The sequence below is a fragment of the Pseudoalteromonas sp. NEC-BIFX-2020_015 genome, assembly GCF_012952265.1.
In the GTDB taxonomy this organism is placed as follows: domain Bacteria; phylum Pseudomonadota; class Gammaproteobacteria; order Enterobacterales; family Alteromonadaceae; genus Pseudoalteromonas; species Pseudoalteromonas neustonica.
Genome location: NZ_JABCJL010000039.1, coordinates 1 through 26,497 on the forward strand (window position 1 = coordinate 1; position 26,497 = coordinate 26,497).

General features: G+C 40.5%; 25 protein-coding genes. 17 read left to right on the forward strand and 8 right to left on the reverse strand.

All coding sequences use genetic code 11. From position 1 onward, the window contains the following. Positions 1-209: 209 nt before the first annotated feature. From HH219_RS22440 to HH219_RS19965, 7 genes are all read right to left on the reverse strand, one after another. Entirely contained in the window at positions 210-554 is a 345-nt protein-coding gene (locus tag HH219_RS22440; protein WP_349251630.1) for a DEAD/DEAH box helicase family protein, read from the reverse strand. A gap of 124 nt (positions 555-678) precedes the next feature. Beyond that, positions 679-1,527 carry a hypothetical protein gene (locus HH219_RS19940; protein WP_169328435.1) on the reverse strand — a complete coding sequence of 283 codons (849 nt, stop codon included), beginning with the start codon at positions 1,525-1,527 and terminating at the stop codon, positions 679-681. A gap of 158 nt (positions 1,528-1,685) precedes the next feature. Further along, entirely contained in the window at positions 1,686-1,976 is a 291-nt protein-coding gene (locus tag HH219_RS19945; protein ID WP_169328436.1) for a type II toxin-antitoxin system RelE/ParE family toxin, read from the reverse strand. Then, a complete protein-coding gene (locus tag HH219_RS19950) occupies positions 1,963-2,250 on the reverse strand; it encodes a type II toxin-antitoxin system ParD family antitoxin (RefSeq protein WP_169328437.1) in 288 nt (95 codons plus the stop codon). The genes HH219_RS19945 and HH219_RS19950 overlap by 14 nt, the downstream gene beginning before the upstream one ends. Positions 2,251-2,577: 327 nt before the next feature. After that, on the reverse strand, positions 2,578-4,224 hold the full coding sequence (gene groL, locus HH219_RS19955; protein ID WP_054204534.1) for a chaperonin GroEL: 1,647 nt from the start codon (positions 4,222-4,224) through the stop codon (positions 2,578-2,580). Positions 4,225-4,271: 47 nt separating this feature from the next. Beyond that, positions 4,272-4,559: a co-chaperone GroES gene (locus HH219_RS19960; RefSeq protein WP_054204533.1), complete on the reverse strand. Its 288-nt coding sequence runs from the start codon at positions 4,557-4,559 to the stop codon at positions 4,272-4,274. A 149-nt stretch (positions 4,560-4,708) separates the two neighbouring features. Further along, positions 4,709-5,185: an FxsA family protein gene (locus HH219_RS19965; protein ID WP_054204532.1), complete on the reverse strand. Its 477-nt coding sequence runs from the start codon at positions 5,183-5,185 to the stop codon at positions 4,709-4,711. A gap of 163 nt (positions 5,186-5,348) precedes the next feature. On the opposite strand from HH219_RS19965, the gene cutA reads away from it, so the two are divergent. From cutA to HH219_RS20040, 15 genes are all read left to right on the forward strand, one after another. Next, on the forward strand, positions 5,349-5,669 hold the full coding sequence (cutA, locus tag HH219_RS19970; protein ID WP_054204531.1) for a divalent-cation tolerance protein CutA: 321 nt from the start codon (positions 5,349-5,351) through the stop codon (positions 5,667-5,669). Further along, the gene (locus tag HH219_RS19975) at positions 5,669-7,510 is read left to right on the forward strand and encodes a protein-disulfide reductase DsbD (protein ID WP_169328438.1); all 1,842 of its coding nucleotides are present in this window, start codon (positions 5,669-5,671) and stop codon (positions 7,508-7,510) included. Before cutA ends, HH219_RS19975 begins: the two co-directional genes overlap by 1 nt. 226 nt (positions 7,511-7,736) lie before the next feature. Further along, positions 7,737-8,189 (forward strand): type II 3-dehydroquinate dehydratase, encoded by a 453-nt coding sequence (aroQ, locus tag HH219_RS19980; protein WP_054452868.1) that lies wholly within the window; start codon positions 7,737-7,739, stop codon positions 8,187-8,189. 33 nt (positions 8,190-8,222) lie between these two features. Then, positions 8,223-8,681, forward strand: a complete 459-nt coding sequence (accB, locus tag HH219_RS19985) for an acetyl-CoA carboxylase biotin carboxyl carrier protein (RefSeq protein ID WP_054204528.1) — start codon at positions 8,223-8,225, stop codon at positions 8,679-8,681. A 26-nt stretch (positions 8,682-8,707) separates the two neighbouring features. Then, positions 8,708-10,048, forward strand: a complete 1,341-nt coding sequence (gene accC, locus HH219_RS19990) for an acetyl-CoA carboxylase biotin carboxylase subunit (RefSeq protein ID WP_054204527.1) — start codon at positions 8,708-8,710, stop codon at positions 10,046-10,048. A gap of 136 nt (positions 10,049-10,184) precedes the next feature. Next, positions 10,185-10,658, forward strand: coding sequence for a tRNA (adenosine(37)-N6)-threonylcarbamoyltransferase complex ATPase subunit type 1 TsaE (gene tsaE / locus HH219_RS19995; RefSeq protein WP_169328439.1), 474 nt, complete (start codon positions 10,185-10,187; stop codon positions 10,656-10,658). A 38-nt stretch (positions 10,659-10,696) separates the two neighbouring features. Continuing rightward, complete coding sequence (locus HH219_RS20000; RefSeq protein ID WP_054204525.1) at positions 10,697-12,040, forward strand: N-acetylmuramoyl-L-alanine amidase; 1,344 nt, start codon at positions 10,697-10,699, stop codon at positions 12,038-12,040. Between the two features lie 39 nt (positions 12,041-12,079). Beyond that, complete coding sequence (mutL, locus tag HH219_RS20005) at positions 12,080-13,933, forward strand: DNA mismatch repair endonuclease MutL (protein WP_169328440.1); 1,854 nt, start codon at positions 12,080-12,082, stop codon at positions 13,931-13,933. A 37-nt stretch (positions 13,934-13,970) separates the two neighbouring features. Next, on the forward strand, positions 13,971-14,861 hold the full coding sequence (gene miaA / locus HH219_RS20010; RefSeq protein WP_054204560.1) for a tRNA (adenosine(37)-N6)-dimethylallyltransferase MiaA: 891 nt from the start codon (positions 13,971-13,973) through the stop codon (positions 14,859-14,861). A gap of 80 nt (positions 14,862-14,941) precedes the next feature. Beyond that, entirely contained in the window at positions 14,942-15,205 is a 264-nt protein-coding gene (hfq, locus tag HH219_RS20015; protein ID WP_054204523.1) for an RNA chaperone Hfq, read from the forward strand. 16 nt (positions 15,206-15,221) lie between these two features. Beyond that, positions 15,222-16,511 (forward strand): ribosome rescue GTPase HflX, encoded by a 1,290-nt coding sequence (gene hflX / locus HH219_RS20020; RefSeq protein WP_054452864.1) that lies wholly within the window; start codon positions 15,222-15,224, stop codon positions 16,509-16,511. A 100-nt stretch (positions 16,512-16,611) separates the two neighbouring features. Then, on the forward strand, positions 16,612-17,778 hold the full coding sequence (gene hflK, locus HH219_RS20025; RefSeq protein ID WP_169328441.1) for an FtsH protease activity modulator HflK: 1,167 nt from the start codon (positions 16,612-16,614) through the stop codon (positions 17,776-17,778). A 5-nt stretch (positions 17,779-17,783) separates the two neighbouring features. Then, positions 17,784-18,662: a protease modulator HflC gene (gene hflC / locus HH219_RS20030; protein WP_054204520.1), complete on the forward strand. Its 879-nt coding sequence runs from the start codon at positions 17,784-17,786 to the stop codon at positions 18,660-18,662. A 218-nt stretch (positions 18,663-18,880) separates the two neighbouring features. Further along, positions 18,881-20,194 (forward strand): adenylosuccinate synthase, encoded by a 1,314-nt coding sequence (locus tag HH219_RS20035; protein WP_169328442.1) that lies wholly within the window; start codon positions 18,881-18,883, stop codon positions 20,192-20,194. A gap of 147 nt (positions 20,195-20,341) precedes the next feature. Continuing rightward, complete coding sequence (locus HH219_RS20040; RefSeq protein WP_054204518.1) at positions 20,342-20,965, forward strand: SEL1-like repeat protein; 624 nt, start codon at positions 20,342-20,344, stop codon at positions 20,963-20,965. A 138-nt stretch (positions 20,966-21,103) separates the two neighbouring features. Here the strand turns inward: HH219_RS20040 and HH219_RS20045 are convergent, their stop codons facing one another. Further along, positions 21,104-22,966 (reverse strand): sodium:proton antiporter, encoded by a 1,863-nt coding sequence (locus HH219_RS20045; protein ID WP_054204517.1) that lies wholly within the window; start codon positions 22,964-22,966, stop codon positions 21,104-21,106. 1,165 nt (positions 22,967-24,131) lie between these two features. Between HH219_RS20045 and proB the strand changes: the two genes are divergently transcribed. Continuing rightward, positions 24,132-25,238 carry a glutamate 5-kinase gene (gene proB / locus HH219_RS20050; RefSeq protein WP_054204516.1) on the forward strand — a complete coding sequence of 369 codons (1,107 nt, stop codon included), beginning with the start codon at positions 24,132-24,134 and terminating at the stop codon, positions 25,236-25,238. After that, a complete protein-coding gene (locus HH219_RS20055) occupies positions 25,235-26,482 on the forward strand; it encodes a glutamate-5-semialdehyde dehydrogenase (RefSeq protein ID WP_169328443.1) in 1,248 nt (415 codons plus the stop codon). Before proB ends, HH219_RS20055 begins: the two co-directional genes overlap by 4 nt. The last annotated feature ends 15 nt before the right edge of the window (positions 26,483-26,497 follow it).

The window sequence follows — 26,497 nt, forward strand, 5'->3', positions numbered from 1 at the left end:
GTAACAATAAGTAGCAGTAAATCGATCGCAGCACGCATTGACGTCGATAACGTTTTATCTGCTTCAATTTGTGCTTTAATATTGTCGATATTCGACTCGATATCGATCCCACTTACTTTCATTTATTTACATCATAATCAAAGGAAAGCAACAGAATAACGCGTTGAAATGATCAAGCAAGTCGATCCCTTTTTTATTTTTGATCGTTTTCAATAAGTAAGGTTTAGTGCTGAGTAGTTACCCAAAATTAAGGTATTCACCTTTCTTTTTGCGATAAGCGCTAATCCTGTAACAGTTTTACCAAAACCCGTCGATGCAACAAAAACACCATTTGTTTGTGCAAATAAAGCATCAACAGCTTTTTTCTGCTGGCTTTTAAGTTTACCCGTGAACTTGATTTTTTCTAGCTGGCTACCTTCAAATCGTTTATCGGTGTATTCAATTGCTATTTTTTGGTCTGATATGATGCGAGTAACTTCGGCTAAACAACCTCTAGGTAAGATTAAATAACCACTTTCTATATGTGCGGAACAAATATATCGACTTGTACCAATCGTTGATAAGCGTAAGGCTTGTCGTTTGTAGAACTCTGGATTAGAAAATACTGCACAATGTTTAACTTAGCCGTCAGTTTTCCGGGTAAATTAGCGATTGGAACATATAACTGATCAGCTAGCGTTAATATAAGCTTCTGCGGGCAATCGTTGATCTTAATGGTTTCATTGCTATTAAGTTTCTCCATGGCTCACTCTTTTCAATATCATCAGGCGCTCTTTCAATATAAGAATTTAGCTGTTTAAGTGTTGATTGAAGCTGCGCTTTAGTCACTTTTCGAGTAGCTGCCAATATTGACCACTGATCATTATAAGGGACGCCTTCATTGTTAATGAAAACACTATTGTTATATTTTCTTGGCTCTAGCTGTAGTGGTAAAGCAATGAGGTTACCAAAGCCATCTTCTGGCATAATATCTTGATTAGGAAATAGTCTATCGAAGCAATCAAATGATAGCAACGGATAGAGTTCCATCGTTTTACGAAGTAGACCATTGCCTAATCGACGAGCATCACTAGCAGCTACAGCTTGTGAGAAAAAGATCCATATATGGCCACCGTTGCCACTTCTTGAACGTTCTAATAGATAGGGAATATTTAACGAATAGCAAGTCGTTGAAAACGCTGTTGTAGCTTCAAACCAGTCTTCTTTATCAAAATCTGCTGCAAGTAAATACGTTGAATTATCACTTAATAGAGGGTAGATCCCTATGGTTTTAATACCTTTCAAATGTCCGTAGACAGCTTGATGGTCAGGTACTTTAAAGTTCTGATTTTTACATTCAGTACAGCTAATTTTTGGTTTGTTGCAAATCTTTGGCTGCCATTCATTCCAACAAGCAGGAGAATAACCATTTCTACCGTTTTTTGATTCCCATCTAAATGGGTAAACATCGTTACGACCTTTAAAATATGAAAGAAAAAGGTCAATTTTAGATTCAGGAGAGGCGTGTAGGTTGAAGTTTTTAGCCAATTCAGCTTCATGATGTGTTATTAATTGTTGGCGCTCATTAAGTTAAGCAAGGCGTTCTTCATTTAATAATTGAAGACGAGCATCTATTTTGGCAAGCTTGTTAATATGACTTTCTGGCATAATTATATTCTCACCAAAGTCCGCTCTTTTTTTAATCATTAAAAATGTTTTGAGGGATCCATACGTTGATGAAGAATACGAGCAACATCAATACCGTTATCATTGACTTGATAGAACACTATATGTTTTTCTACGGGAAAGCTTTTAGCATCTTTATAAATTTCATTTCTTTCCCTACCAAAATCAGGAAATTGAGCAAGTTTTATTAATGCGGCATCTATATTCTGTGCGTACGCTTTTGCTTGCTCATTACCCCATGAACTAATTGTCGTAGAGATTATTTTATATAAATCTTCTTCTGCTAAAGGAGAAAGCCTATAGGTTGGCATTATCGCTCTTGCTTTCAGACTTTTGATTTACTGAAAGAGAGGCTTGTTCAAATATATCCATGACATTCTGATTTGACGATTCGCCCGCAGCTAACTGTTCAAAACCTTTAGCTACTTCTTCGCGTAATATTTCGAGCTGTTGATTTTTAGCCGCATCTTTTTCAAACAACAATCTCAACCCATCACGGATCACTTCACTCGCTGAGGTATATAAGCCATCAGAGACTTTCTCTGTGATTCTTCTTTCGAATTCTTTACCTAAAGTAATATTCATAATTAACACTCCAACCATCTAATAATCACATTATGCGCACTATATGCGTGTAATTCAAGTTTAACTATAAGAGTGTAATGAAAGTAAAGTCAGTTGATTACTTTTCTGACTTCATTTAATTGACACGATCACACAGCTTAAACCCATAATATGCCGCCCATAGATGAATTATCACCTTGTTTTTATAGAGATAAGTATATGGGGGGTATTATTGATACCCCACTTTATACCCTTAAAGTTATAACGTTTGATGAAAAATAGAAATAAAAAAAGCCATAACATCAACATGTTATGGCTTACAAGAAAAGCGATTCAGGCTAAAATCTATTACATCATACCGCCCATGCCACCCATTCCGCCCATGCCACCCATATCAGGTGCGCCAGCTTCATCCTTAGGGATTTCAGCTACCATGGCTTCAGTGGTGATCATAAGACCCGCAATCGAGCCTGCAAATTGTAGTGCAGAGCGCGTTACTTTAGTTGGATCTAAGATACCCATTTCAATCATGTCGTTGTATTCGCCAGTGGCTGCGTTGTAACCAAAGTTACCTTCGCCGCCTTTAACTGCGTTAATAACAACAGACGCTTCGTCACCTGCGTTGGTTACGATTTGACGAAGTGGGGCTTCCATAGCACGAAGTGCTACTTTAATACCGTGCGTTTGATCTTCGTTGTCGCCAACTAAATCAATAAGCTTATTTGCTGCACGTACTAGTGCAACACCGCCACCAGGTACTACACCTTCTTCAACCGCAGCGCGAGTTGCATGTAATGCATCTTCAACGCGGTCTTTTTTCTCTTTCATTTCGATTTCAGTGGCTGCGCCTACTTTGATTACTGCAACACCGCCGGCAAGTTTTGCCATGCGCTCTTGTAGCTTCTCTTTGTCGTAGTCAGACGTTGCTTCTTCGATTTGTGCTTTGATTTGTGCAACACGACCTGTGATGCCATCTTCTTCGCCCGCACCATCGATGATTGTTGTGTCATCTTTAGTGATCACAACGCGTTTAGCAGTACCTAGGTCTTCAACCGTGGCTTTTTCAAGCTCTAAGCCGATTTCTTCAGAGATAACTGTTGCGCCAGTTAATACAGCGATGTCTTGTAGCATTGCTTTACGACGGTCGCCAAAGCCTGGTGCTTTAACTGCTGATACTTTAACGATACCACGCATGTTGTTAACAACTAATGTAGCTAGCGCTTCACCTTCAAGGTCTTCAGCAATGATTAGTAGTGGTTTGCTTGCTTTAGCAACCGCTTCTAATGTAGGAAGTAACTCACGGATGTTAGATACTTTTTTGTCTACAAGTAGAATAAACGGATTGTCTAATTCAACAGCGCCTTTTTCTGCGTTGTTAATGAAATACGGAGAAAGGTAACCACGGTCAAACTGCATGCCTTCAACAACATCTAGTTCGTTTTCAAGTGATTGGCCTTCTTCAACAGTGATTACACCACTGTTACGGCCTACTTTTTCCATTGCTTCTGCAATGATGTCGCCAATTTCTTTATCAGAGTTAGCTGAAATAGTACCTACTTGTGCGATTGCTTTTGCATCAGCACATGGAACTGAAAGTTCTTTAAGCTCAGCAACTGCAGCGATGATTGCTTTATCGATACCGCGCTTAAGATCCATTGGGTTCATGCCCGCAGCAACTGCTTTTAAGCCTTCATTTACAATAGACTGTGCAAGCACTGTAGCTGTAGTTGTACCGTCACCGGCTGCATCGTTTGCTTTTGATGCAACTTCTTTAACCATTTGTGCGCCCATGTTTTCAAACTTGTCTTCAAGTTCGATTTCTTTCGCCACTGATACACCATCTTTAGTGATTACTGGTGAGCCAAATGATTTATCTAGGATTACGTTACGGCCTTTAGGACCTAATGTTACGCGAACTGCGTTTGCTAAGATGTTTACGCCAGCTAGCATTTTAGCGCGTGCGTCACCTGCAAAAAGTACTTCTTTTGCTGCCATGATTAATTTCCTTTAAATTCTAAATGTATGTTAAACGAAAAGTAGGTTTAGCCTACAATGCCTAAAATATTGTCTTCACGCATGATCAGGTACTCTTGACCTTCGATCTTTTCTGCTTTTTCAACATATGAGCCGAATAACACAGTGTCACCGACTTTAACTTCTAATGCTCTCACATCACCGTTATCTAGAGTACGGCCATTACCAACAGCGACAACTTTACCGCGGGTTGATTTCTCAGCCGCAGAACCAGTTAATACAATACCGCCAGCTGATTTAGTTTCTTCTTCTAGGCGCTCAACGATCACGCGATCATGTAAAGGACGAATGTTCATTTTTTAGTTCTCCTAACAGTTTCTGAACAGGACAGAAAAAAGTTGTGTGTGTACCAATTGGCTGGAACCTTATGGTTTAGCGCAATTAGTTTAGTTGTACTCAGTAATGGGGGTGGTGAGTCAAAATCCAAGTGAAAAAATTAAAAAATTTAATCTTTTCTCTCGTATTCACCATCAATCGTGGTTGGCTCACTCATTTTACGCGGTTCTGGCTCTTGTTGAGTCTGTTGTGTAAATGGTGAAGGACCTTGTTGCATGCCTGCACTCATGCGTACAGTTGCTTGACTGGCAAGGCCTGCAGCTAGTTTATTACGAATGACAGGCGTTAGTAATAAAAAGCCAAATACATCGGTCATAATGCCGGGAGTAAGGAGTAAAACGCCAGCGATAATCACACATAAACCGGTAAATAGTTCTTTAGCAGGCATTTGCCCTTGTGCCATTTGCAGTTGTACGTTTTGTAATGCACCCATACCTTGTGTTTTAACTAATTTGGCACCCACAATGGCCGTTATAACAACCAGCGCTATTGTGGCAAAGCCGCCAATCACATCAGCGACTTGAATTAATAATGCGATTTCAATAATCGGCACGAGAATAAATAACAAGAATAAAAATCTAAACATAAAACTCTCTAAATAATGGTCACTCAAGTGAGTGTATGAAATATAAATATGGGTAGTAAGGTCTTTTTTCAAGAGCAGTGATATTGGGTTATGCGCTTGGCTACACTTTGCCTTAGCTATCAGCTACTATGGGTTGGGCAAAGCAATCAATTAAAGGTTCAATATGACGACTCATTTTCGGCTTGTTTTTACCACTTGCGCTAATGCAAGTGAAGCGCGCGCTATGGCAGAGCAACTTGTTCAGCAGAAATTAGCAGCCTGCGTGAGTATTCTTCCAAATGTAGAGTCAGTTTACATGTGGGAAGGTGAAGTTACACATGCAACTGAGTGTAAGTTATTAATTAAAACTAAGTCAGAAAAAATGAACCAAGTGATCCAAACTATAAAAAAATTGCATAGTTATGAGATCCCTGAGATTCAGGTAGTGGACGTATCAACAGGCAATTTGGCCTACTTTAATTGGATGGATGAGGTACTTAATTAATGCGTTGTTTTATTTTATTGCTTTGTGCGCTCTCGCTGATGCCAGCGCAGGCTACAACTAATAATTTATTAAATGATTTACTGCAACCCGCAGAGCAAACGTTTTTACCTGTTGATCAAGCATTCTCGTTTGATTTTGATCAGCAAGGCAATACACTTTTTATTGGTTGGGATATTGCTCCTGGTTATTATTTGTATAAAAAGAAGCTCGAAATTATTGGCAAAGGCGCAAACATTCAAGTGCCAGAGCTTGGCAAGGGCGTCGTTATTGAAGATGAATTCTTTGGTAAGACGGAAGTATTTTTTGATTCATTAAGTGTAATCAGCAAACTAAGCAATGTTGCTCAAGATGGTATTGTTAAGGTGCGCTATCAAGGCTGCGCAGAAGCAGGGCTATGCTACCCGCCAGAAATTATCTCTATTCCTTTAAGTGTTATTGCAGGGGAAACAGTTGCGATTATGAATGCGCCGGATTCGGCAACTGCAGACAATGCACTTACAGCACTTGGTATTGAATCGCCTCATTCTCCAGAAGATGCTGTAGTTCAAGAGGATGATCCTGAAAAAGAATTAAACTTTACTGAAAAACTCGCATCACAAGGTTTGTTGGCTAATTTAGCGATCTTCTTTTTAGTGGGTATTGGCCTTGCCTTCACACCGTGTGTGTTTCCGATGTTTCCGATTCTATCGAGCTTAATTGCCGGGCAAAAAAATCTCTCAACTAAAAAAGCATTTGCGTTGTCTTTTGTATATATCCAAGGGATGGCAGTCACGTATGCAGCATTAGGATTGGTGGTTGCATCTTTAGGCGGTCAAGTACAAGGCTATTTGCAACACCCGACAGTATTAATTAGTTTTAGCTTATTGTTTGTTTTACTCGCTATGTCGATGTTTGGCTGGTACGAAATAAAGCTCCCCAGCAGTATGATGAACAAGCTCACGCAGGTTAGTAACAATCAAAAAGGCGGCAATTATATTGGTGTGTTTTTGATGGGCGTATTATCAGGCTTAATTGCATCACCTTGCACAACAGCGCCGTTGTCAGCCGCGTTATTATTTGTTGCACAAAGCGGCGACTACCTGGTGGGTGGTTTGACTTTATATGTTTTAAGCTTAGGCATGGGGATTCCATTATTACTACTTGGAACATCTGGTGGTAAGTTGTTACCTAAAGCGGGTGGATGGATGGAGCAAGTTAAAACCCTGTTTGGTTTTATCATGTTAGTAGTGCCACTAATATTGCTAGAGCGCATTGTGGATGCTGACATTATATTACTAATGGCGGGTTTATTAGCGCTAGCAACAGCTTTGTACTTGCATCATTGGCAGAGTGCTCAAACACAAGGTAAATTAAAAACAGCTCTGTGGTTTGCTGCAACGCTATTAGTTGTAGGTGGTGCGAGCTTAACTAAAAATTATATATGGCCAACAGCCCAAGTTGTTAGTACCACAAATGACGAGCAGCAAGAGCGTGGCTTTAAGTTAGTTGCGAACTTAGCTGAACTTAAACAAGCAATTGGTGATGCTAATAACGAGGGCCGATTAGTGATGGTCGACTTATATGCTGAATGGTGTGTTGCGTGTAAAGAATTCGAAAAATACACCTTTCCAGACGCTAAAGTGCAAGCTGAATTTGCTAACTTCGAGTTACTTAAAATTGATTTAACCGAAAGTGACGACATTACAATTGAAGTAATGGAAGAGTTTACGGTATTTGGTTTACCAAGCATTTTATTTTTTGATATGCAAGGCGAAGAGCTTGGCGCACAGCGTGTGACGGGCTTCTTAAACGCAAATGACTTTGCTGAGCATTTGGCAAAGGTAAGTAATAACGTTAAATAAGTACTTTTTTAACGTTATTTTAAACGCCACTTATTATAAGTGGCGTTTTTATTTTTGTTCCTAGCCTTAGTCATTAGACCAGTATTTTGCTGCTATTTACATCGAACTGACTATAATAGGTGGTTAACGTGAGAAATAGTTGCTATTTTAGTTTTCACCCCTTACATTTTATGGGGATTTCTAATCAAAATGGCTTAACTCATTATTTATAGGATTATCGCGTATTATGGCTGCAAAATTTAAACTTTTAGTTGTAAATGGCCCTAACTTAAATATGCTTGGTAAGCGTGAACCAGAAAAGTACGGTTCACAAACACTTAGCGAGATCATGAGCGAACTAACAGTGGTTGCTGATGGTCTAGATGTTGAGTTAACGCATTATCAAAGTAATAGTGAGCAAGCTTTAATAGAGCACATACACAGTGCGTGGCAAACTATCGATTACATTATTATCAACCCAGCGGCATTTACGCATACAAGCGTGGCTTTACGTGATGCTCTACTGAGTGTTGATATTCCGTTTTATGAAGTGCACATAACTAATGTGCACGCGCGGGAAGCGTTTCGTCATCATTCGTATTTTTCTGATGTGGCGCAAGGCGTAATATGTGGATTAGGCGCAATGGGTTATCGTTCAGCACTTGAGGCTGCGGTACATCGGTTGCAAAACTCGAATTAATTTTAAACTAACAAACTAACAGGCGGGTCGTTCATGGATATTCGCAAGATCAAAAAGCTAATTGAACTAGTAGAAGAATCAGGTATTGCTGAATTAGAAATCACCGAAGGTGAAGAGTCAGTACGTATCAATCGTAATAACATGAGCGCAGGTCCTGCTTACGCTCCACAATATGCACCACAGTATGCACCCGCTCCGGCTCCAGTAGCTGCGGCACCAGTTGCAAGCGCAGAAGCGCCAGCACCAGCAGGTCCAACAGGTCATCAAGTATTATCGCCAATGGTTGGTTCATTCTACTCAGCAGCTTCTCCAGAAGCGCCTTTATATGTTGAAGTTGGTTCGCAAGTTAAAGTAGGTGACACGCTTTGTATCATCGAAGCGATGAAAATGATGAACCAAATTGAATCAGATAAAGCGGGTACCGTTAAAGCTATTTTAGTTGAAAATGGCGAGCCAGTAGAATTTGATCAACCTTTATTCATTATTGAATAATAGCGTAACCTAAAAGGCCAACTCTAATGTTAGATAAAGTAGTCATTGCAAACCGAGGTGAAATTGCACTTCGTATATTGCGCGCCTGCAAAGAGCTTGGGATCAAAACGGTTGCTGTTCATTCAACGGCAGATCGCGATCTTAAGCACGTATTGCTTGCAGATGAAACAATTTGTATTGGTAGACCTGCTGCTACTGAAAGTTACTTAGATATTCCGCGCATTATTGCTGCGGCAGAAGTAACAGATGCAGTCGCTATTCACCCAGGTTATGGTTTCCTTGCAGAAAACGCTGATTTTGCTGATCAAGTTGAACAAAGTGGTTTTGTATTTATTGGCCCAACAGGCGATACAATTCGTTTAATGGGCGATAAAGTATCAGCAATCAACGCAATGCGTAAAGCGGGTGTACCGTGTGTACCAGGTTCTGATGGCCCGGTATCGGATGATAAAGACCGTAATATGCAAATAGCTAAGCGCATTGGTTACCCTGTAATCATCAAAGCGGCTGGTGGCGGTGGTGGTCGTGGTATGCGTGTTGTTCGTAGCGAAGCAGAGTTAATTGACTCAATTGCTTTAACGCAGCAAGAAGCTAAGCAGTTTTTTGGTAATAGCATGGTTTACATGGAGAAATTCCTTGAAAATCCACGTCATATCGAAATTCAAGTTTTAGCTGACGGTCAAGGCAATGCAGTTCATCTAGGTGAACGTGATTGTTCTATGCAACGTCGTCATCAAAAAGTAGTTGAAGAAGCGCCAGCACCAGGTATTACTGCTGAAGTGCGTAAGTTTATCGGTGAGCGTTGTACACGTGCATGTATCGAAATCGGTTATCGTGGTGCGGGTACATTTGAGTTCTTATACGAAAATGGTGAGTTCTACTTCATTGAAATGAACACCCGTATTCAGGTTGAGCACCCAGTAACAGAAATGGTTACTGGCGTTGATTTAATCAAAGAACAATTAAAAATTGCTGCTGGTCAACCGTTATCATTCACGCAAGATGACGTGGTTATTCGTGGTCATGCTATTGAATGTCGTATTAACGCAGAAGACCCTGAAACGTTTATCCCATCACCGGGTAAGATCACGCGTTTCCATCCAGCGGGTGGTTTAGGTATTCGTTGGGACAGCCATATTTATGCTGACTACACAGTACCACCACACTATGATTCAATGATTGGCAAATTGATCACTTACGGTGAAAACCGTGATGTAGCCATTGCCCGTGCACGTAACGCATTGAATGAGCTTGTGATTGACGGTATCAAAACCAATACACCACTGCATAAACGCATTTTAGCCGATGAAAATTTCCAAAATGGTGGTACTAACATCCACTATCTTGAGAAAAAATTAGGTTTGTAATAACGTTTACAGTCGTTATTTAAAAAGTCGGCAACTTTGCCGACTTTTTTGTGTCTGATGATCGCTGATTCGCCTTAAGAAAATAATCTGGTATGATTAATTAAGTAATGATTTATTTGTTTTTCATGGGGTACGGATGACGCACAGTGTTGGTTTTCAACTCGCTGATGAAGCTGCAACGGTAAAAATGGGCAATATGCTTGCCGAGTTTATAGACCAAGGCGCAGTAATTTATTTACACGGTGATTTAGGAGCGGGTAAAACGACTTTAACGCGTGGTGTGGTGCAAGGTTTTGGCCATCAGGGTAAGGTTAAAAGCCCAACTTACACTTTAGTTGAACCGTATGAACTGGCTGAAACAAATGTGTATCACTTTGATTTATATCGCCTTGGCGATCCTGAAGAGTTAGAGTATATGGGAATTCGCGACTATTTTTCGCCTACAGCTATTTGTGTGGTGGAATGGCCTGAAAAAGGCGGGGAGTTTATTCCGACTCCTGATTTAGATATTACTTTGCGATATGTAGGCGATGCGCGAGAAATTGAGATTCAAAGCATTAGTACCCGTGGTGCTAATATTATAGATAAGCTCAAAAACCAGATCGAGTAGTTACATTCTTAAACAATAATAAAGGTGTATTGGGTCAAATGAGTCAAACTATCATTAAGTGGATGTGTACTTTACTGTTGCTTGTTGTCAGCAGTCATTTGTATGCGAAAAATACTATCAATAGCGTACGAGTTTGGCCATCACCGGATAGTACTCGGGTAGTATTCGACTTAACGGATAAACCAGAATTTAGTTATTTTATGCTGAAAAATCCATTACGTTTAGTGGTTGATTTAGAAGATACTAATAAAATAAAATATTTGCCCAGCATTCCAAAAAAACACCAAATTGTTAGTAAATTAAGATATTCAAAGGCAAAAAATAAGCACGGTGTTAGGCTTGTATTTGAGCTAACTGGCGCTGTTAAGCCAGTGATATTTGCTTTAGCCCCGACGGGTCCATATAAAAATCGCTTGGTGGTGGATTTATATGATAAAGAGCAAGCACAGCCAAATACATCAAACGGAAATTCTACGGTTAAAAAGCGTGAGCTTAAGCAGCAACGTGATATTGTCATTGCAATTGATGCTGGACATGGCGGAGAAGATCCCGGCTCAATTGGGCCGTCAGGTACTTACGAAAAAACCATTACACTGCAAATTGCTAAACGTTTAGAGCGCATGATTGACGGCGAACGCGGGATGATTTCACGCATGGTACGCAGCGGTGATTACTTTGTAAAACTTAATACGCGAACTAGCCGAGCTCGTGCGAAAAAAGCAGATTTTTTTGTTTCTATTCATGCAGATGCATTTACTAGCCCACAGCCAAGCGGTGCCTCTGTTTGGGTGTTATCGTTGCGCAGAGCGAACTCCGAAACGGCTAAATGGATAGAAGATAAAGAAAAACACTCCGAATTGCTCGGTGGTGCTGCTGATGTAATTAAAGACACTGCAAGTGAAAAATATTTAGCGCAAGCGTTGCTTGATATGTCAATGGATCACTCGATGAAGACGGGCTTTAACGTTGCTGAAGAAATGGTGCAAGAGCTAAAAAAAGTGGCCAAGCTACACAAAAAAGAGCCACAAGCTGCCAGTTTGGGAGTGCTTAAGTCGCCAGATATACCGTCAATTTTGGTCGAAACAGGTTTTATATCCAATCCACGCGAAGAAAAACTATTAAAAAGTGCTAACCACCAAGAGCGTTTAGCAAAAGCGATATTTACAGCAATTAAAAGCTATTATTTAAAAAATCCACCGGATGACTCTCTGTTCGCGTCATTAAAATCAAAATACCCTACCAAGCATAAAGTACGCCCTGGTGAGTCCTTGAGTTTGCTAGCGAGCCGTTATGGGGTCTCTATAGGTAAGCTTAAGCAGGTGAATAAACTTAAATCAAACACCTTATTTATTGGTCAAGAGCTCGATATTCCACAAAGCTAATAATGATCAGTGCAACGTATATAATTAGGTTAAAACACCATGAGCATTGAAATACTTCCAGCGCGGTTAGCTAACCAAATTGCAGCAGGTGAAGTGGTCGAACGGCCAGCATCCGTTGTTAAAGAGCTTGTTGAAAATAGCTTAGATGCAGGTGCGACACGCATTCAAATAGATATTGAACGTGGCGGTCATAAGCTTATTCGTATTCGTGATAATGGTTCGGGTATTAATAAAGACGAGCTAACGCTTGCGCTTTCTCGCCATGCGACCAGTAAATTAAAGTCCCTCGATGATTTAGAGAATATTTGCTCATTGGGTTTTCGTGGTGAAGCATTGGCTTCGATAAGCTCAGTATCGCGGTTAACTTTGAGCTCAAAAACCAAAGAGCAAGAGGCTGCGTGGCAGGCATTTGCTGAAGGTCGTGATATGGCGGTGCAAATAAAACCAACAGCGCACCCTGACGGCACGACAATTGAAGTGAAAGATTTATTTTTTAATACGCCCGCACGGCGCAAATTTTTACGAACTGAAAAAACCGAATTCAACCATATTGATGAGCTAATTAAACGTATTGCGTTAAGTCGCTTTGATGTATCAATTACGCTTACGCATAACGATAAAGTTGTACGACAATACCGTGCTAAAACTGACCCTGCTCAAGCAATAGCCCGTGTAGCTCAAGTTGCAGGTAAAGCCTTTGCAGAGCAAAGTTTATATATTGAGTCGGGTGATACCGGTTTGCAGTTATATGGCTGGGTGTTGCCTGTGGGCTCCAACAATACGACGCAATATACCTATGTAAACAACCGTATGATGCGCGATAAACTTATTTTACACGCGATACGTCAAGCATTCGAAGAAGTCGCAGGGCAAGAAGAGCTACCCGGTTTTGTAATTTATATTGATATTGACCCGCGTCAGGTTGATGTAAATGTACACCCAGCGAAACACGAAGTGCGTTTTCATCAAGGTCGTTTAGTCCATGACTTTATTTTACAGGCAATCAAACAAGTTGTAGTCCCATTACAAGATGAATTCACAGGTGTTACTCACTCCGTTAACCATCAAGATAATAATCAGCCTATTCAAACTGAAGAAGCTTCAACTTCACGACTGCACGCTGAAAGTAGTTTATTTGATTATCCTAAGTCAAGCCTTCAGCCTACAGATAGTGTGAGTTACAACGCTAATTCGGCAGCAAAAGGTGGTTCAGGATATAGCACCACAGATAGTAGCCGTGACAGTAAAGCTAGCAGAGCAAATCATCAGGATGTTAGTGCGTTTTACCAAGGTGTAAATGAGCAACATGCAACGCATTTTGATCGAGCTGCAGAAATCACGCCTGCAATTGCAGCTCATTCGCAAGCGCTCAGCGCTCAGCCGTTATTGATTCAAAATGATGGTAGTTGTGTGTTTAGTCAGCAGCAACAGCTGTATTGTTCGCATTTTAAATACTTATTAGTAGATGATTGGCTTGAGGTGATTACAGAGCAAGGCCACTTAGAGGGTAAGGCGTTATTATTACCGGTACGGGTTAATATAAGCAAAGAAGACAATGTGAGTTTAACGCAGCAGCAATCATGGTTTACGCTTTTGGGTTTTGACGTGCTCTTGGAAAAACACTTTGTAATGGTCAAAAAGCTCCCTGTATGTTTGTACTTACTCGATGTTAGTAATGCGATTAATATATTACTAGCAGCAGCTAAAGCTAACTTTGAGACTATTGAACAATGGCTTAGTTGGTTGCAGAGCCAAGTACCAGAACGTTTTTTTGCAAGTCAGGCTTTTGCATTGGATATGAAGCGAATGCAAAATAATCCGCAAACAATTCAGCGCTTATCGGCAAAAGCGGTTAAAATAGATTTAAATCATTTTTTAGCACAATTAGATTAAGGTCACCGAGTTGAGTAATTTACCTGTCATTTTTTTAATGGGCCCAACAGCTGCAGGTAAAACTGCGTTAGCAATCGCCTTATGTCAGCATTTAAAAACTGAGATAATCAGCGTCGATTCAGCCTTAGTGTATAAAAATATGAACATTGGTACAGCCAAACCGAACTCGGACGAGCTTGCATTAGCACCACATCATTTAATTGATCTGATAGATCCGAGTGAAAGTTACTCTGTGGCTGATTTTCGCCGTGATGCGATTGAAAAAATTGATCAATTTCATCAGCAAGGTAAAGTACCTGTATTAGTTGGTGGTACAATGATGTACTTTAAAGCCTTAATTGACGGTTTATCACCTTTGCCAGAAGCGTGTCCTATTATACGTGCTGAGCTTGAATCGCAAGCAAATGAGCATGGCTGGCCAACATTATATAAAGAGCTTGAGGCAATTGATCCTCAGGCGGCTCAAAAAATGAGCGAGAATGATTCGCAGCGCATTAACCGTGCGCTTGAAGTGTACCGTTTAACAGGCAAAACTATGACTGAATTGCAAAAATGCAAGCAGCCAAGTCTACCTTATACTTTTCATCAATTTGCTATTGCACCTGATGACCGTGCTGATTTACATCTGCGAATTGAACAAAGGTTTAAAATAATGCTTGATCAGGGGTTTGAAAATGAAGTTTCATCCCTATATCAACGTAAGGATTTACACCCTAATTTGCCTTCTATTCGTTGCGTAGGTTATAGACAAATGTGGGATTACATTGCTGGCGAAACTGACTATGATGAGATGGTATTTCGCGGTATTGCAGCAACACGGCAACTTGCAAAGCGTCAATTGACGTGGTTGAGGAGCTGGCCCGAAGTAACTTGGCTCACTACGGGTGATGAAGAAAACTTGCAACGTGTTGTAAGTTCGCTAAGCTAGTAGTAGTTGAATGTTTTTTAGCTTTGTTAAATGAGTTCAGCCACTTAATTATAATAACACCTAGAACGAAGGAAAATAACATGGCAAAAGGCCAATCGTTACAAGACCCATTTTTGAATGCGTTACGTCGTGAACGTATTCCAGTATCAATATTTTTGGTTAATGGTATCAAGCTGCAAGGTAAGATCCAGTCATTTGATCAATTTGTTATTTTGCTTGAGAATACTGTAAATCAAATGGTGTATAAACACGCCATTTCTACCGTAGTTCCTGCTCGCGCTGTTAACTTCCAAGGTGTACAAGGAAGTGAAGAGGGCGAAGAGCCAGAAGCTGGAAACTTTTAAATTAGGAGCGTAATGTTTGTTTGACCGTTATAAAGCCGGCGAACAGGCAGTTTTAGTTCATATCGACTTTCCTAAAGAAGGAGATCGTGAAGATCTTCATGAATTAGAAATGTTGGTATCTTCTGCTGGTGTTAGCAGTTTGGCGGTTGTGCAAGGCAGCCGTCAATCACCACATCCGAAACTATTCGTCGGTACCGGTAAGGCAGAAGAGATCGCTGAGATTGTCAAAATCCACAATGCAGATGTCGTCATTTTCAATCATCAACTTAGACCATCGCAAGAACGTAATTTAGAACGCGTTTGCCAATGCCGTGTGCTTGATAGAACGACACTTATACTTGATATTTTTGCCCAACGTGCACGTACCCATGAGGGTAAATTGCAGGTTGAGTTAGCACAGCTTCGCCATATGTCCACTCGTTTAATTCGAGGTTGGACTCACCTTGAGCGTCAAAAAGGCGGAATTGGTTTACGTGGCCCGGGTGAAACTCAGCTTGAAACAGATCGTCGCTTGTTAAGAGTGCGAATTCAAAGTATCCGTGCACGCCTAGAGAAAGTCGCAGTACAGCGTGAGCAGGGTAGACGAGCGCGTAATCGCAATGAAATACCTACGGTATCGCTTGTAGGCTATACTAATGCGGGTAAGTCGACCTTATTTAACCGTATCACTAATTCTAATGTATACGCAGCAGATCAATTATTTGCAACGTTAGACCCAACATTACGTAAACTTGAAATAGACGATGTTGGCTCGATAATTTTAGCGGATACAGTCGGATTTATTCGTCACTTACCGCATGATTTAGTCGCCGCATTTAAAGCGACGTTAACGGAAACCCGTGAAGCCGATTTACAATTACATGTTGTAGATGTTGCTGATGAGCGTCGTAAAGAGAATATAGAACAGGTACAATCGGTACTTAAAGAAATTGAAGCTGATGAAGTACCACAATTATTAGTTTATAACAAAATTGATGCGCTAGAAGATGTTTCACCGCGTATTGACCGTGATGACGAAGGTGTGCCGATTCGTGTGTGGTTATCTGCGCACAGTGGTGCAGGTTGTGAGCTGTTATCTGAGGCCATAAGTGAGTTGTTAGCAAAGAAAATGTTTGCTAAAACACTAAAACTAGCACCACAATATGGCCGTTTACGCGCTGCACTGTTTAATTTAAATGCGGTGCATGAAGAAGCGTTTGACGAACAAGGGCAATGGCTACTGACCACTCGTTTACCTGTGGTAGAGTGGAATAAACTCAAAAAAGAGTTTGGTCCTGAAATTGACTCATTTATTTTGTTAAACTAGAAATCTACCGCACACTGTCGTTTTTAGTATGAGAAGTGCGTTATTTTTGTTAGATTTAACGTAATTACCAAGATTATTTTGATAACAATGGAGTATAGCTATGGCCTGGAATGAACCGGGTAATAATGGCAATGACAAAGATCCGTGGAACAAAAAAGGCGGACGTGATCAAGGCCCACCTGATTTAGGCGAGGTGTTTCGTAAGTTCAGCAACAAGTTTGGTGGCTTATTTGGCGGTAATAAACCCGGCAAAGAAGGTGGTGGACTTGGCGGTGCAGGGCTTTCATTCATACTAATTATTGCTGTGATTGTTTGGGCTTTGAGCGGTATTTATACTGTCAAAGAAGCTGAACGCGGAATCGTTTTACAATTTGGTAAATTTGAACGCATTGCCGATCCAGGTTTGCGCTGGAAAATGACCTTTATTGAAACCGTACTTCCAGTAGATATTGAAGCAGTTCGTTCATTATCGACGTCTGGTTTTATGCTCACTGAAGACGAAAACGTAGTAAGCGTTGAGTTCCAAGTGCAATATCGTGTTATTGACCCATACCTTTATAAATTTAGTGTAACTAATGCTGATTCAAGTTTAGAGGAAGCATTAGAAAGTGCACTACGTTATGTAGTTGGTCATTCAAAAATGGACCAAGTGCTAACGAATGGTCGTGAAATTGTGCGTCAACGTACATGGGATGAATTGAACAAAATTGTTGAACCTTACAATCTTGGTTTAATCGTCACTGACGTAAACTTTAAAGATTCTCGCCCACCGGCAGAGGTTAAAGACGCCTTTGATGATGCTATTGCTGCGCAAGAAGATGAACAGCGCTTTATACGTGAAGCTGAAGCGTATGCCCGTGAAATTGAACCGCGTGCTCGTGGTCAAGTTACGCGTATGACGCAAGAAGCGGAAGGTTATGGCGAGCGTATTATTCTAGAGTCGCAAGGTGAAGTTGCTCGATTTGAGAAATTGTTACCACAATATCAAGCTGCAAAACGTGTAACACGTGAGCGTTTATATATTGATGCGATGGAAGAAGTACTTGGTAGTAGCTCAAAAGTGCTAGTTGATGTAAAAGGCGGCAATAATATGATGTATTTACCGCTTGATAAAATCATGGAAAAGCAAGGAACTGCAACACGTGTTGCGCTGCCTAGCTCAAGTGATATCAACGATTTACGCAATAAAGTTAACACATCACGCAATAGCACTGTGAACTCAAGTTCAGACCGCTTTGGTGCTGATCGCTTTAATGATGGGAGATAAGCGCAATGAAAAACTTTAGTTTAGTTATATTATTAGCGGCCATTGTGTTGTCTTTTTCGTCTGTTTTTGTAGTACCTGAAGGGCAAAAAGCAATTGTAATGCTATTCAGTAAAGTTCAAAAAGACAGTGATGATCAAGCAATCGTTTACAGCCCAGGTTTACAATTCAAAGTGCCTTTCTTTAGTCAAGTACGCCGTATTGATGCGCGTATTCAGACTTTAGATGGTGCGCCGGATCGTTTTGTTACTAGCGAAAAGAAAGACTTAATCGTTGATTCGTTTGTTAAGTGGCGTGTAGATGACTTTAGCGCTTTTTACTTACGTGCTCGTGGCGACAAGCAATACGCTGAAACGCTACTTAAGCAAAAAGTAAATAACGGCCTTCGTACAAACTTTGGTTCGCGTACAATCCGAGAGATTGTCTCAGGTGAACGTAGCGAGTTAATGGCAGAAGCACTAGTTCAAGCATCAGAAAGTGCAAAAGAGCTAGGTATTGAAGTGCTTGATGTACGTGTTAAGCAAATTAACCTACCACAAGAAGTCAGTAGCTCTATTTACCAACGTATGCGCGCAGAGCGTACTGCAGTGGCAAAAGAGCACCGTTCTGAAGGTCAAGAAAAAGCCGAAACTATTCGTGCTGAAATTGACCGTCGTGTAACGGTAATGCTAGCAGATGCTGAGCGAAATGCGCGAAGTGTTCGTGGTCAAGGTGATGCCCAAGCAGCTGAAATTTATGCTAATGCGTATAACAAAGATCCTGAGTTCTTTAGTTTTGTACGTTCATTAGAGGCTTATAAAAAGACCTTTAAAGATAAGCAAGATGTAATGGTGTTATCACCTGATAGTGACTTCTTTAAATACATGAAAGGCGCGACTGCGCAGTAATTATTTCCTTACATGTAGAATAAATCCAAACCCTGTGTATGCAGGGTTTTTCTTTTAGTGAGACGAATTTTTGTGAGTAACTTAATGTTATTCAACCAGTTAATTTTTGTTGTTGCGGTCAATTAACGATCAAGCAGAAAAAATAACCTAAACGGGGGTGATCTTTACCCTCATTTTCTGGTAAAATCTCGTCCTAATTTTTTCTAAGTGAATTTACAATGGGTAAAAACGTTGTTGTATTAGGCACCCAATGGGGTGACGAAGGTAAGGGTAAGGTAGTTGACCTCCTTACAGACAAAGCATCTTTAGTAGTTCGTTACCAAGGTGGCCACAACGCAGGTCACACTTTGGTTATCGAAGGTGAAAAGACAGTTTTACACCTTATTCCATCGGGTGTATTACGTGACAATGTTAAGTGTGTGATTGGTAATGGTGTAGTTGTATCACCTGAAGCGCTTATGAAAGAGATTGGCATGCTTGAAGAGCGTGGCGTACCAGTACGCGATCGTTTATTGATCAGCGAAGCATGTCCGCTTATTCTGCCTTTCCACATCGCATTAGATGTAGCCCGTGAAAAAGCACGCGGTAATAAAGCTATTGGTACTACAGGTCGTGGTATTGGTCCAGCTTACGAAGATAAAGTAGCTCGTCGTGGTTTACGTATCGGTGATTTATTTAATCCTGAACTATTTGCAGCGAAGCTTAAAGAAGTATTGGAATACCATAACTTTACTTTAGTAAATTACTACAAAGTAGATGCAGTAGATTTCCAAAAGACATTTGATGATGCAATGGCTGTTGCAGATATCTTAAAAGCAATGGTTGTTGATGTAACAGAGTTACTTGATCAAACGCGTATAGCGGGTGACAACATCTTGTTTGAAGGTGCACAAGGTACATTACTAGATATCGATCACGGTACTTACCCGTACGTTACGTCGTCTAATACTACTGCCGGTGGTGTTGCTACAGGTGCTGGTTTTGGTCCACTAAATCTTGATTACGTGTTAGGTATTATCAAAGCGTATACAACACGTGTAGGTTCAGGTCCTTTCCCGACAGAACTTTACGATGGTGTTGAAAAGCAAGATCCAGTTGGTAAACACTTGGGTACTGTTGGTCATGAGTTTGGTGCTACAACTGGTCGACTTCGTCGTACTGGTTGGTTGGATGCTGTGGCAATGCGCCGTGCAGTACAAATCAACTCTATTTCAGGTTTTTGTTTAACTAAACTTGACGTTTTAGATGGTTTAGAAACACTTAAAATCTGTACTGGTTATCAGTTAGAAGATGGCACAATCACGAACGTGACGCCACTTGCAGCTGAAGGTTACGAAAAAGTAACACCAGTATACGAAGAGATGCCAGGTTGGAGCGAAAACACAGTAGGCGCAACTACTGTTGAACAGCTTCCAAAAGCAGCGCTTGATTACATCAAACGTATTGAAGAAATCACAGGTGTACCTGTTGATATTATTTCTACCGGTCCTGATCGTGTAGAAACTATGGTATTACGCAACCCATTTGCATAATTACTAATAGAACTAAAAAAGCTGCCTTGTGCAGCTTTTTTTGTGTCTGTTAATTACGATTATGATAAATAATCGTGATTAACTTTTATTCTGGAACGATCTTTGTATAAACTTTAATAAGATGGTTTTAAATTTAAAGTGACCTAAATGCGTTTGTTAACTTGTTTATCATTAGTGCCGCTATCGTTATTGCTAGCAAGCCACACCCAAGCCCAAGAACAGCTGGCTGCAGTTCCACTGTACACAGAAACAGAGCTGTTAGCGTTAATTAATAAGAATACACATTTAGCACGCGTTAAGGCAGATGATTGCCAGTTAGTACAGGATATTGAGGCACGAGCCAATAAAATGGCACTGCCATCGTATCAATTTTTATATGGCGATATGCTGGCTTATGCCGTGTGTGTTGATCGCAATGTGGAGTTAGGTGTGTACTACATGCGCCAAGCTGCAGGACAAGGCTTAGCGGCGGCATTAGAGCAATTAGGGCGCTACTACGACATTGGCCGATTGGTACAAAAAGATAAAGCGATGGCGGTGACCTATTTACGAGAAGCATCAGCACAAGGGAATCTAAAAGCGCAATTAAGATTAGTTAAATTATTTAATGATGGGTTCGGCAGCCCGCGTGACTATGAAGATGCTTATCGCTGGTTATTTCATGCCATGGTTGCAGATAAAGCGACTCATCAAAAGATAGAAACAGCGTTAGCCCAACTTGCGCAAAAAATGCCAGACAGTGTTATTGCGCGTGCCCGTTTGCCTATGTAGGAATGAAGTTAGCAAGGCTGAGGTGTTAATTTTAGCGCAGTAAGCTTGGGTTAGGTAGTTTGAAATCCAAAGAAAAAAAGTTTAACAATAAAATTTATTAAAAACAAAAGGGCTAGGTTTTTCACCTAGCCCTTTTGTTTATTCTCTAATTTCTTTTGGTTCTTTGTTTTTACCGTTGTTAGGATCTTTTAACACCGACATTTTAGGTGGTAGCATAGCTACAACGCGCTCACCTTCTTGTGGGGGTTTATCCATATTAATAGTAAACGGACGCAGCTTGATCGGTGTATCGTCATCGCTATCTTTATCGCCATTTAGAATGAACAATGGGATAGCTTCGCTGTTCATCTCTAGGTATTGCTCCCAGCTAAATTCTTCAGAAATACGCGTTGCACTGACCTTGCCCCCTTTGGCAATTAGGCTACTTAAACGTGCATATGAACCGCTATCACCAAATAAAATTTGGCGTGATAAGAATGTTGCGCTGTCTTTATTTGCCTTGGCATGAGTGTTCGAAGAGCGTAGAGAAAATACATTCTTCTCATTAAGTAAATGCGAAAAGTACTGTACACCGAGCGCGTTATGATGGCGATTAGGCGACAATGCAATAACACTACGAATAGTTGTTAAGGGTAAATAGCGTTCAGCATGCTCAGACTGCGGGTTACCATAATAACATGCTAGGCCGTCCATGCGTGCCATACGACAGTTTTCCCAAGCAGGATCAGATAAATGCACTGGAATATTTTGCTCTTTCAATCCGCACGCAATCGCTCTTGCGACATGGTTTGCACCAATAATCAAAATTGTATTTGGCGACGGTTGGCGTACACCAAGTAGTTTAGCTACAGGGATTGCTGTTAAGCTTTGCAGTACCACGGTGATAATAATCACGGTGAAGATCAATGGGACTATTTTTTCAGCATCGGCAACACCCGCCTCCATCATACTTAATGCAAACACAGAGCCTACAGCCGCAGCGACGATACCGCGAGGCGCAATCCACGCTAGCACCAATCGTGATTTAACCGGAAGATCTGTACCATATGTAGATATTGCGATACACAATGGGCGCGCAATAAACAATACAATAGCGAGAAAGATAAACACATCACTATCAAGCATCATCAAATCAGATAGTTCTAAACGGGCAGCGAGTAAAATAAACAGTGTAGAAATTAAGATCATAGATAAATCTTCTTTAAACTCTAACACTGAATCTATTTCTAAGTCGTCTTGATTAGCTAACCAAATACCAAATACAGTAACCGCCAATAAGCCTGACTCATGGCTAAGGTAATTTGAGATGCTAAAGCTAATTAACACTAAAGCAAGTATACCAAATTTATGTAATTCAAAAGGTAACCACTCTCTACGAATAAGCTGTGTGGTTAACCATCCAGCAAATACACCAATAGATAAGCCCACGCCTAGAGTCTTAAATAAAGCGACTACAGTATGCAGAAAGACCTCACCTTGACCCACGAGCATAACGGCTTCAAACACTAATACGGCAAATAAAGCACCGATAGGATCAATTACAATGCCTTCCCAGCGTAGGATACGGTCAATATCTTGAGTCGGTCGCATTGAGTTTAATAATGGTGCAATTACCGTTGGGCCAGTAACGACTAATACAGCGCCGAGCACTGCCGCAACGCGCCAGTTGAGCTCTAAAATCCAATAAGCACTTAAACTGATAACGATACAGGTAGCAATCATACCAATAGAGCATAAATTTCGGACCACCTTACCGATACCTTTGAGCTCTCTAAAGTGCAATGTTAATGAGCCTTCAAATAAAATGACTGCAACACTCAGAGAAACCACAGGAAAGAGTAAATCGCCAAGCAGTGCGTCAGGGTCTAATAAACCAGTCGCAGGGCCTAACAGCAACCCTGTAAGTAACAAGAATAAAATAGCAGGGACACGGAAACCCCAGGCTACCCACTGGGCCAAAACCGAGCAAAGGGCGATTCCTGCGATATAAATAGCTGACATAGATGAAGTATTCCTTATTTATAATTAGGGGATATATCCAAACCACCTCAAGATTCGAGCTTCAGTTGGAATTAAAAGCGATTTAGGCAAGGCATTGATTGCAGAGAATGGTTATTCCCTTATTAAAATCGATAACGCAGCATAAATCGCTTTTAAACCAACCCTTAGGGCGTTGCACAGGCACTTATTCCCTGCGTTGCTACTTCTTAAAAGGGATTACCATTCTTACAAAGTAACGCCTTGATACTAAGCTCCTGTGAAACGCTGAATTCTGTATCGTGAGGTAGTTTGGGTATAAGCTTACAAAACGAATAATACAGGGGTATACACGTGTATGTGAACTTTTCCTAATAGAATTTTAGCTGTTTATAAATTTATTTGTGGAAGAAATGATAATTTAGTCGTTTTGAATAAATCTAACGTAATTAACATCAGCTTAACCTATTGAATATGAAGAGTATTTAACCTTTACTGTGCAGTTAATAAACTATATGGGCGAAATGTAGCCTTGATCTCTAGGTCGATATTAGCGTATTATAGTTAGTGTTCAAACAATTAGTTATCTAATTAATATTAAGCTTAATATAAGCGAATACATATAGTTATTTTTTACTACTGATTTATTTAGTAGTTTTAATTGAGGTTACTATATTTATATACTTAAAAATCAAGCCTTTAATTATTTGAACGATGTTTTGTATGTTTAAATTCACTTTTTAATAATAGTTAACCGTAAAGGCTGTTCCATTATTTGGAGACGAAATACCTTTCGTGTTGAATTGTTATTTCCAATATTTGACACCCATCGTGGTGAGCAAATCTCGGTCCTTGAGTCATCACCCTATCTGTTGGTGTACCAGACTCTAGAGGCTCTATGTATGTTGTTAATAAAAAGGCCTCACACAGTCTTTTACAGCGATGCATAAACAACACTTTTTATTTATTTTATAACAGTTCAGTCTAATGATTGAGCAAAGTTATGCTATACCTGCAATCCACTTTGTTGTAAAACTTAGTGATCGGCTTTTTGCCGAGCGCAGAAAAGTGATAAGTGAAAAATGGAATATACAAAATGCTAACTCGTAACCTAATAAGAAAATTAGGTGATTGTTTTCAGACTGACCCCAAGAGGGGCGTCATAGTTAAAATGGAAAGTTGAACACTTATGCAAAAGTTAAATTGGCGACGTATCGTACTTAAAGTGGGTAGTGCACTAATTGCACCAGACCAAGATGGTTGCCGCTCACGTTATTTATTAACCATCGCACAGTTTATTGTTCGTTGTCGTAGTCAGGGAATCGAAGTGATTTTAGTGTCGTCAGGCTCAGTAGCCGCTGGTGCACACTTATTCCCAGCGACACAAGAGCGTACGGTGAAGATGAAAAAGGCGATGGCCGCAGCAGGCCAAACAGAAATGATGGCGATGTGGGACCGTTTTTTTGATTTTCCATCGGCCCAGATTTTATTAACACATGGTGATTTACGTGATCGTGAGCGCTATCAAAGTATTCGTGAAACAGTATTCACTTTATTAGAGCATGGTGTGCTGCCCATCATGAATGAAAATGACACGGTAACAACAGATGATTTAAAAGTGGGTGATAATGACAATTTATCAGCCATGGTTGCGGCGGCGGCTGATGCCGATGCGCTAATGATTTTTTCAGATGTTGATGGGCTTTATGATAAAAACCCAAATTTACATGATGATGCGGTGTTATTACCTGAAATTAAGTCAATAGATGAGTCAATCTATGCAATGGCAGGATGTGCAACAAGCGCGGTTGGCACAGGTGGGATGAAAACCAAGATTGAAGCGGCTGAAAAGGCGACGTCACACGGCATCGTTACTTATATTATTAATGGGTTTAAAGAGCAGACTTTTACGCAGTTACTTGAAGGTAAAAACCCTGGGACAATTTTTCTACCTTACGAGAAACCAATGCAAGAAGCCGTGCATTGGATGACCCACACCGCAAATGAGCAGGGTGAAGTGGTTGTTGAAGGTTCATATGATGAATCTTTAGAAGGTGAAACTGGTTGCATCCGCGGTGATGAAATCGTTGCCGTTCATGGTGAATTTGCTGTTGGTGATACTATTTTAGTACGTAGTAATGATGGCACTCGCTTAGCTAAAGCGACGGCCAACTACAGTAGTTGTTTATTGAATTTTATAGCGGATAACGAGCAAAGTGAATTTAGCGACAAAATGCAAGATTCAATTGGGCCTGTTATTTCAGAAAAAGATATCGCATTATTGGAGAAGTCATGAGTTTAATTACGGATATTTCACGTCAAGCAGCTAAAGCTGCACATCAGTTAGCTTTACTCGATACCGAGACAAAAAACCATGTTTTATTAGATATGGCAACTGCATTACGTGAACAAAAAGCATTTATCATCAAAGAAAACGAAAGTGACTTGGCTGCGGCGCGTGATAATAATTTAGCAGCGTCGATGATCGACCGTTTAACACTCAACGATGAGCGCATTGAAGCGATGGCTGAGGGGATTGAGGTTATCGTAAGTCTTGATGATCCAGTTGGACAGTTACGTGATATTACTGAGCGACCAAATGGTATCAAAATTCGCAAAATGCGTGTGCCACTGGGTGTGGTATGCATGATTTATGAAGCACGTCCTAATGTCACTGCAGATGCAGGCGCTTTGTGTTTTAAATCAGGTAATAGCGTTATATTGCGTGGCGGTAAAGAAGCATTGAAAAGCTCACAAGCAATAGCAAGTGTTATGCATCAAGTGCTTGAACAGCATAATTTGCCTGCAGCGTTAATTTCAGTTATTCCTGATCCAGACCGTGGTTTACTCATGGAACTTATGCAGCAACGCGACAGCATTGATTTAATAATCCCACGCGGTGGTGAGGGGTTGATCAATTTTGTGACTGACAATAGCACTATTCCCGTGATCCAACATTTTAAAGGTGTGTGTCATTTGTATGTGGATAAGGATGCCGATTTAGAAGTGGCAGTTAACTTATTACTTAATGGTAAAACACAGCGTACAGGTGTATGTAATGCGCTTGAAGGCTTGGTTGTACACCAAGATATTGCTGATGAATTTTTAAACTTATGTGCAGTTGTGTTGCGCCAAGAAGGTGTGAAGATAAATGCCGATAGCCAAGCTGCAAAGTATTTTGATGATGCAACAGTACTTGAAGCAGACCAGTTTGGTGAAGAGTACCTAGATTTAGAAATTGCAATTCGCATTGTATCGGATTTTTCTGGCGCGATTGACCATATTTCACAATTTGGCTCACATCACACTGAAGTTATTTGTACAAAAAATCAAGCTACTGCAGAGTTATTTCAACGTAGCGTTGATGCCTCAGTTGTGATGGTGAATGCATCGTCACGTTTTTCTGATGGTTCGCAGCTAGGCTTAGGCGCTGAAATTGGTATAGCAACTTCAAAGCTGCATGCTTATGGGCCTATGGGCCTAGAATCATTAACAACAGAGAAATACCTTGTTAATGGTGAAGGGCAAGTCCGCGAATAATATATAGCGTATAAA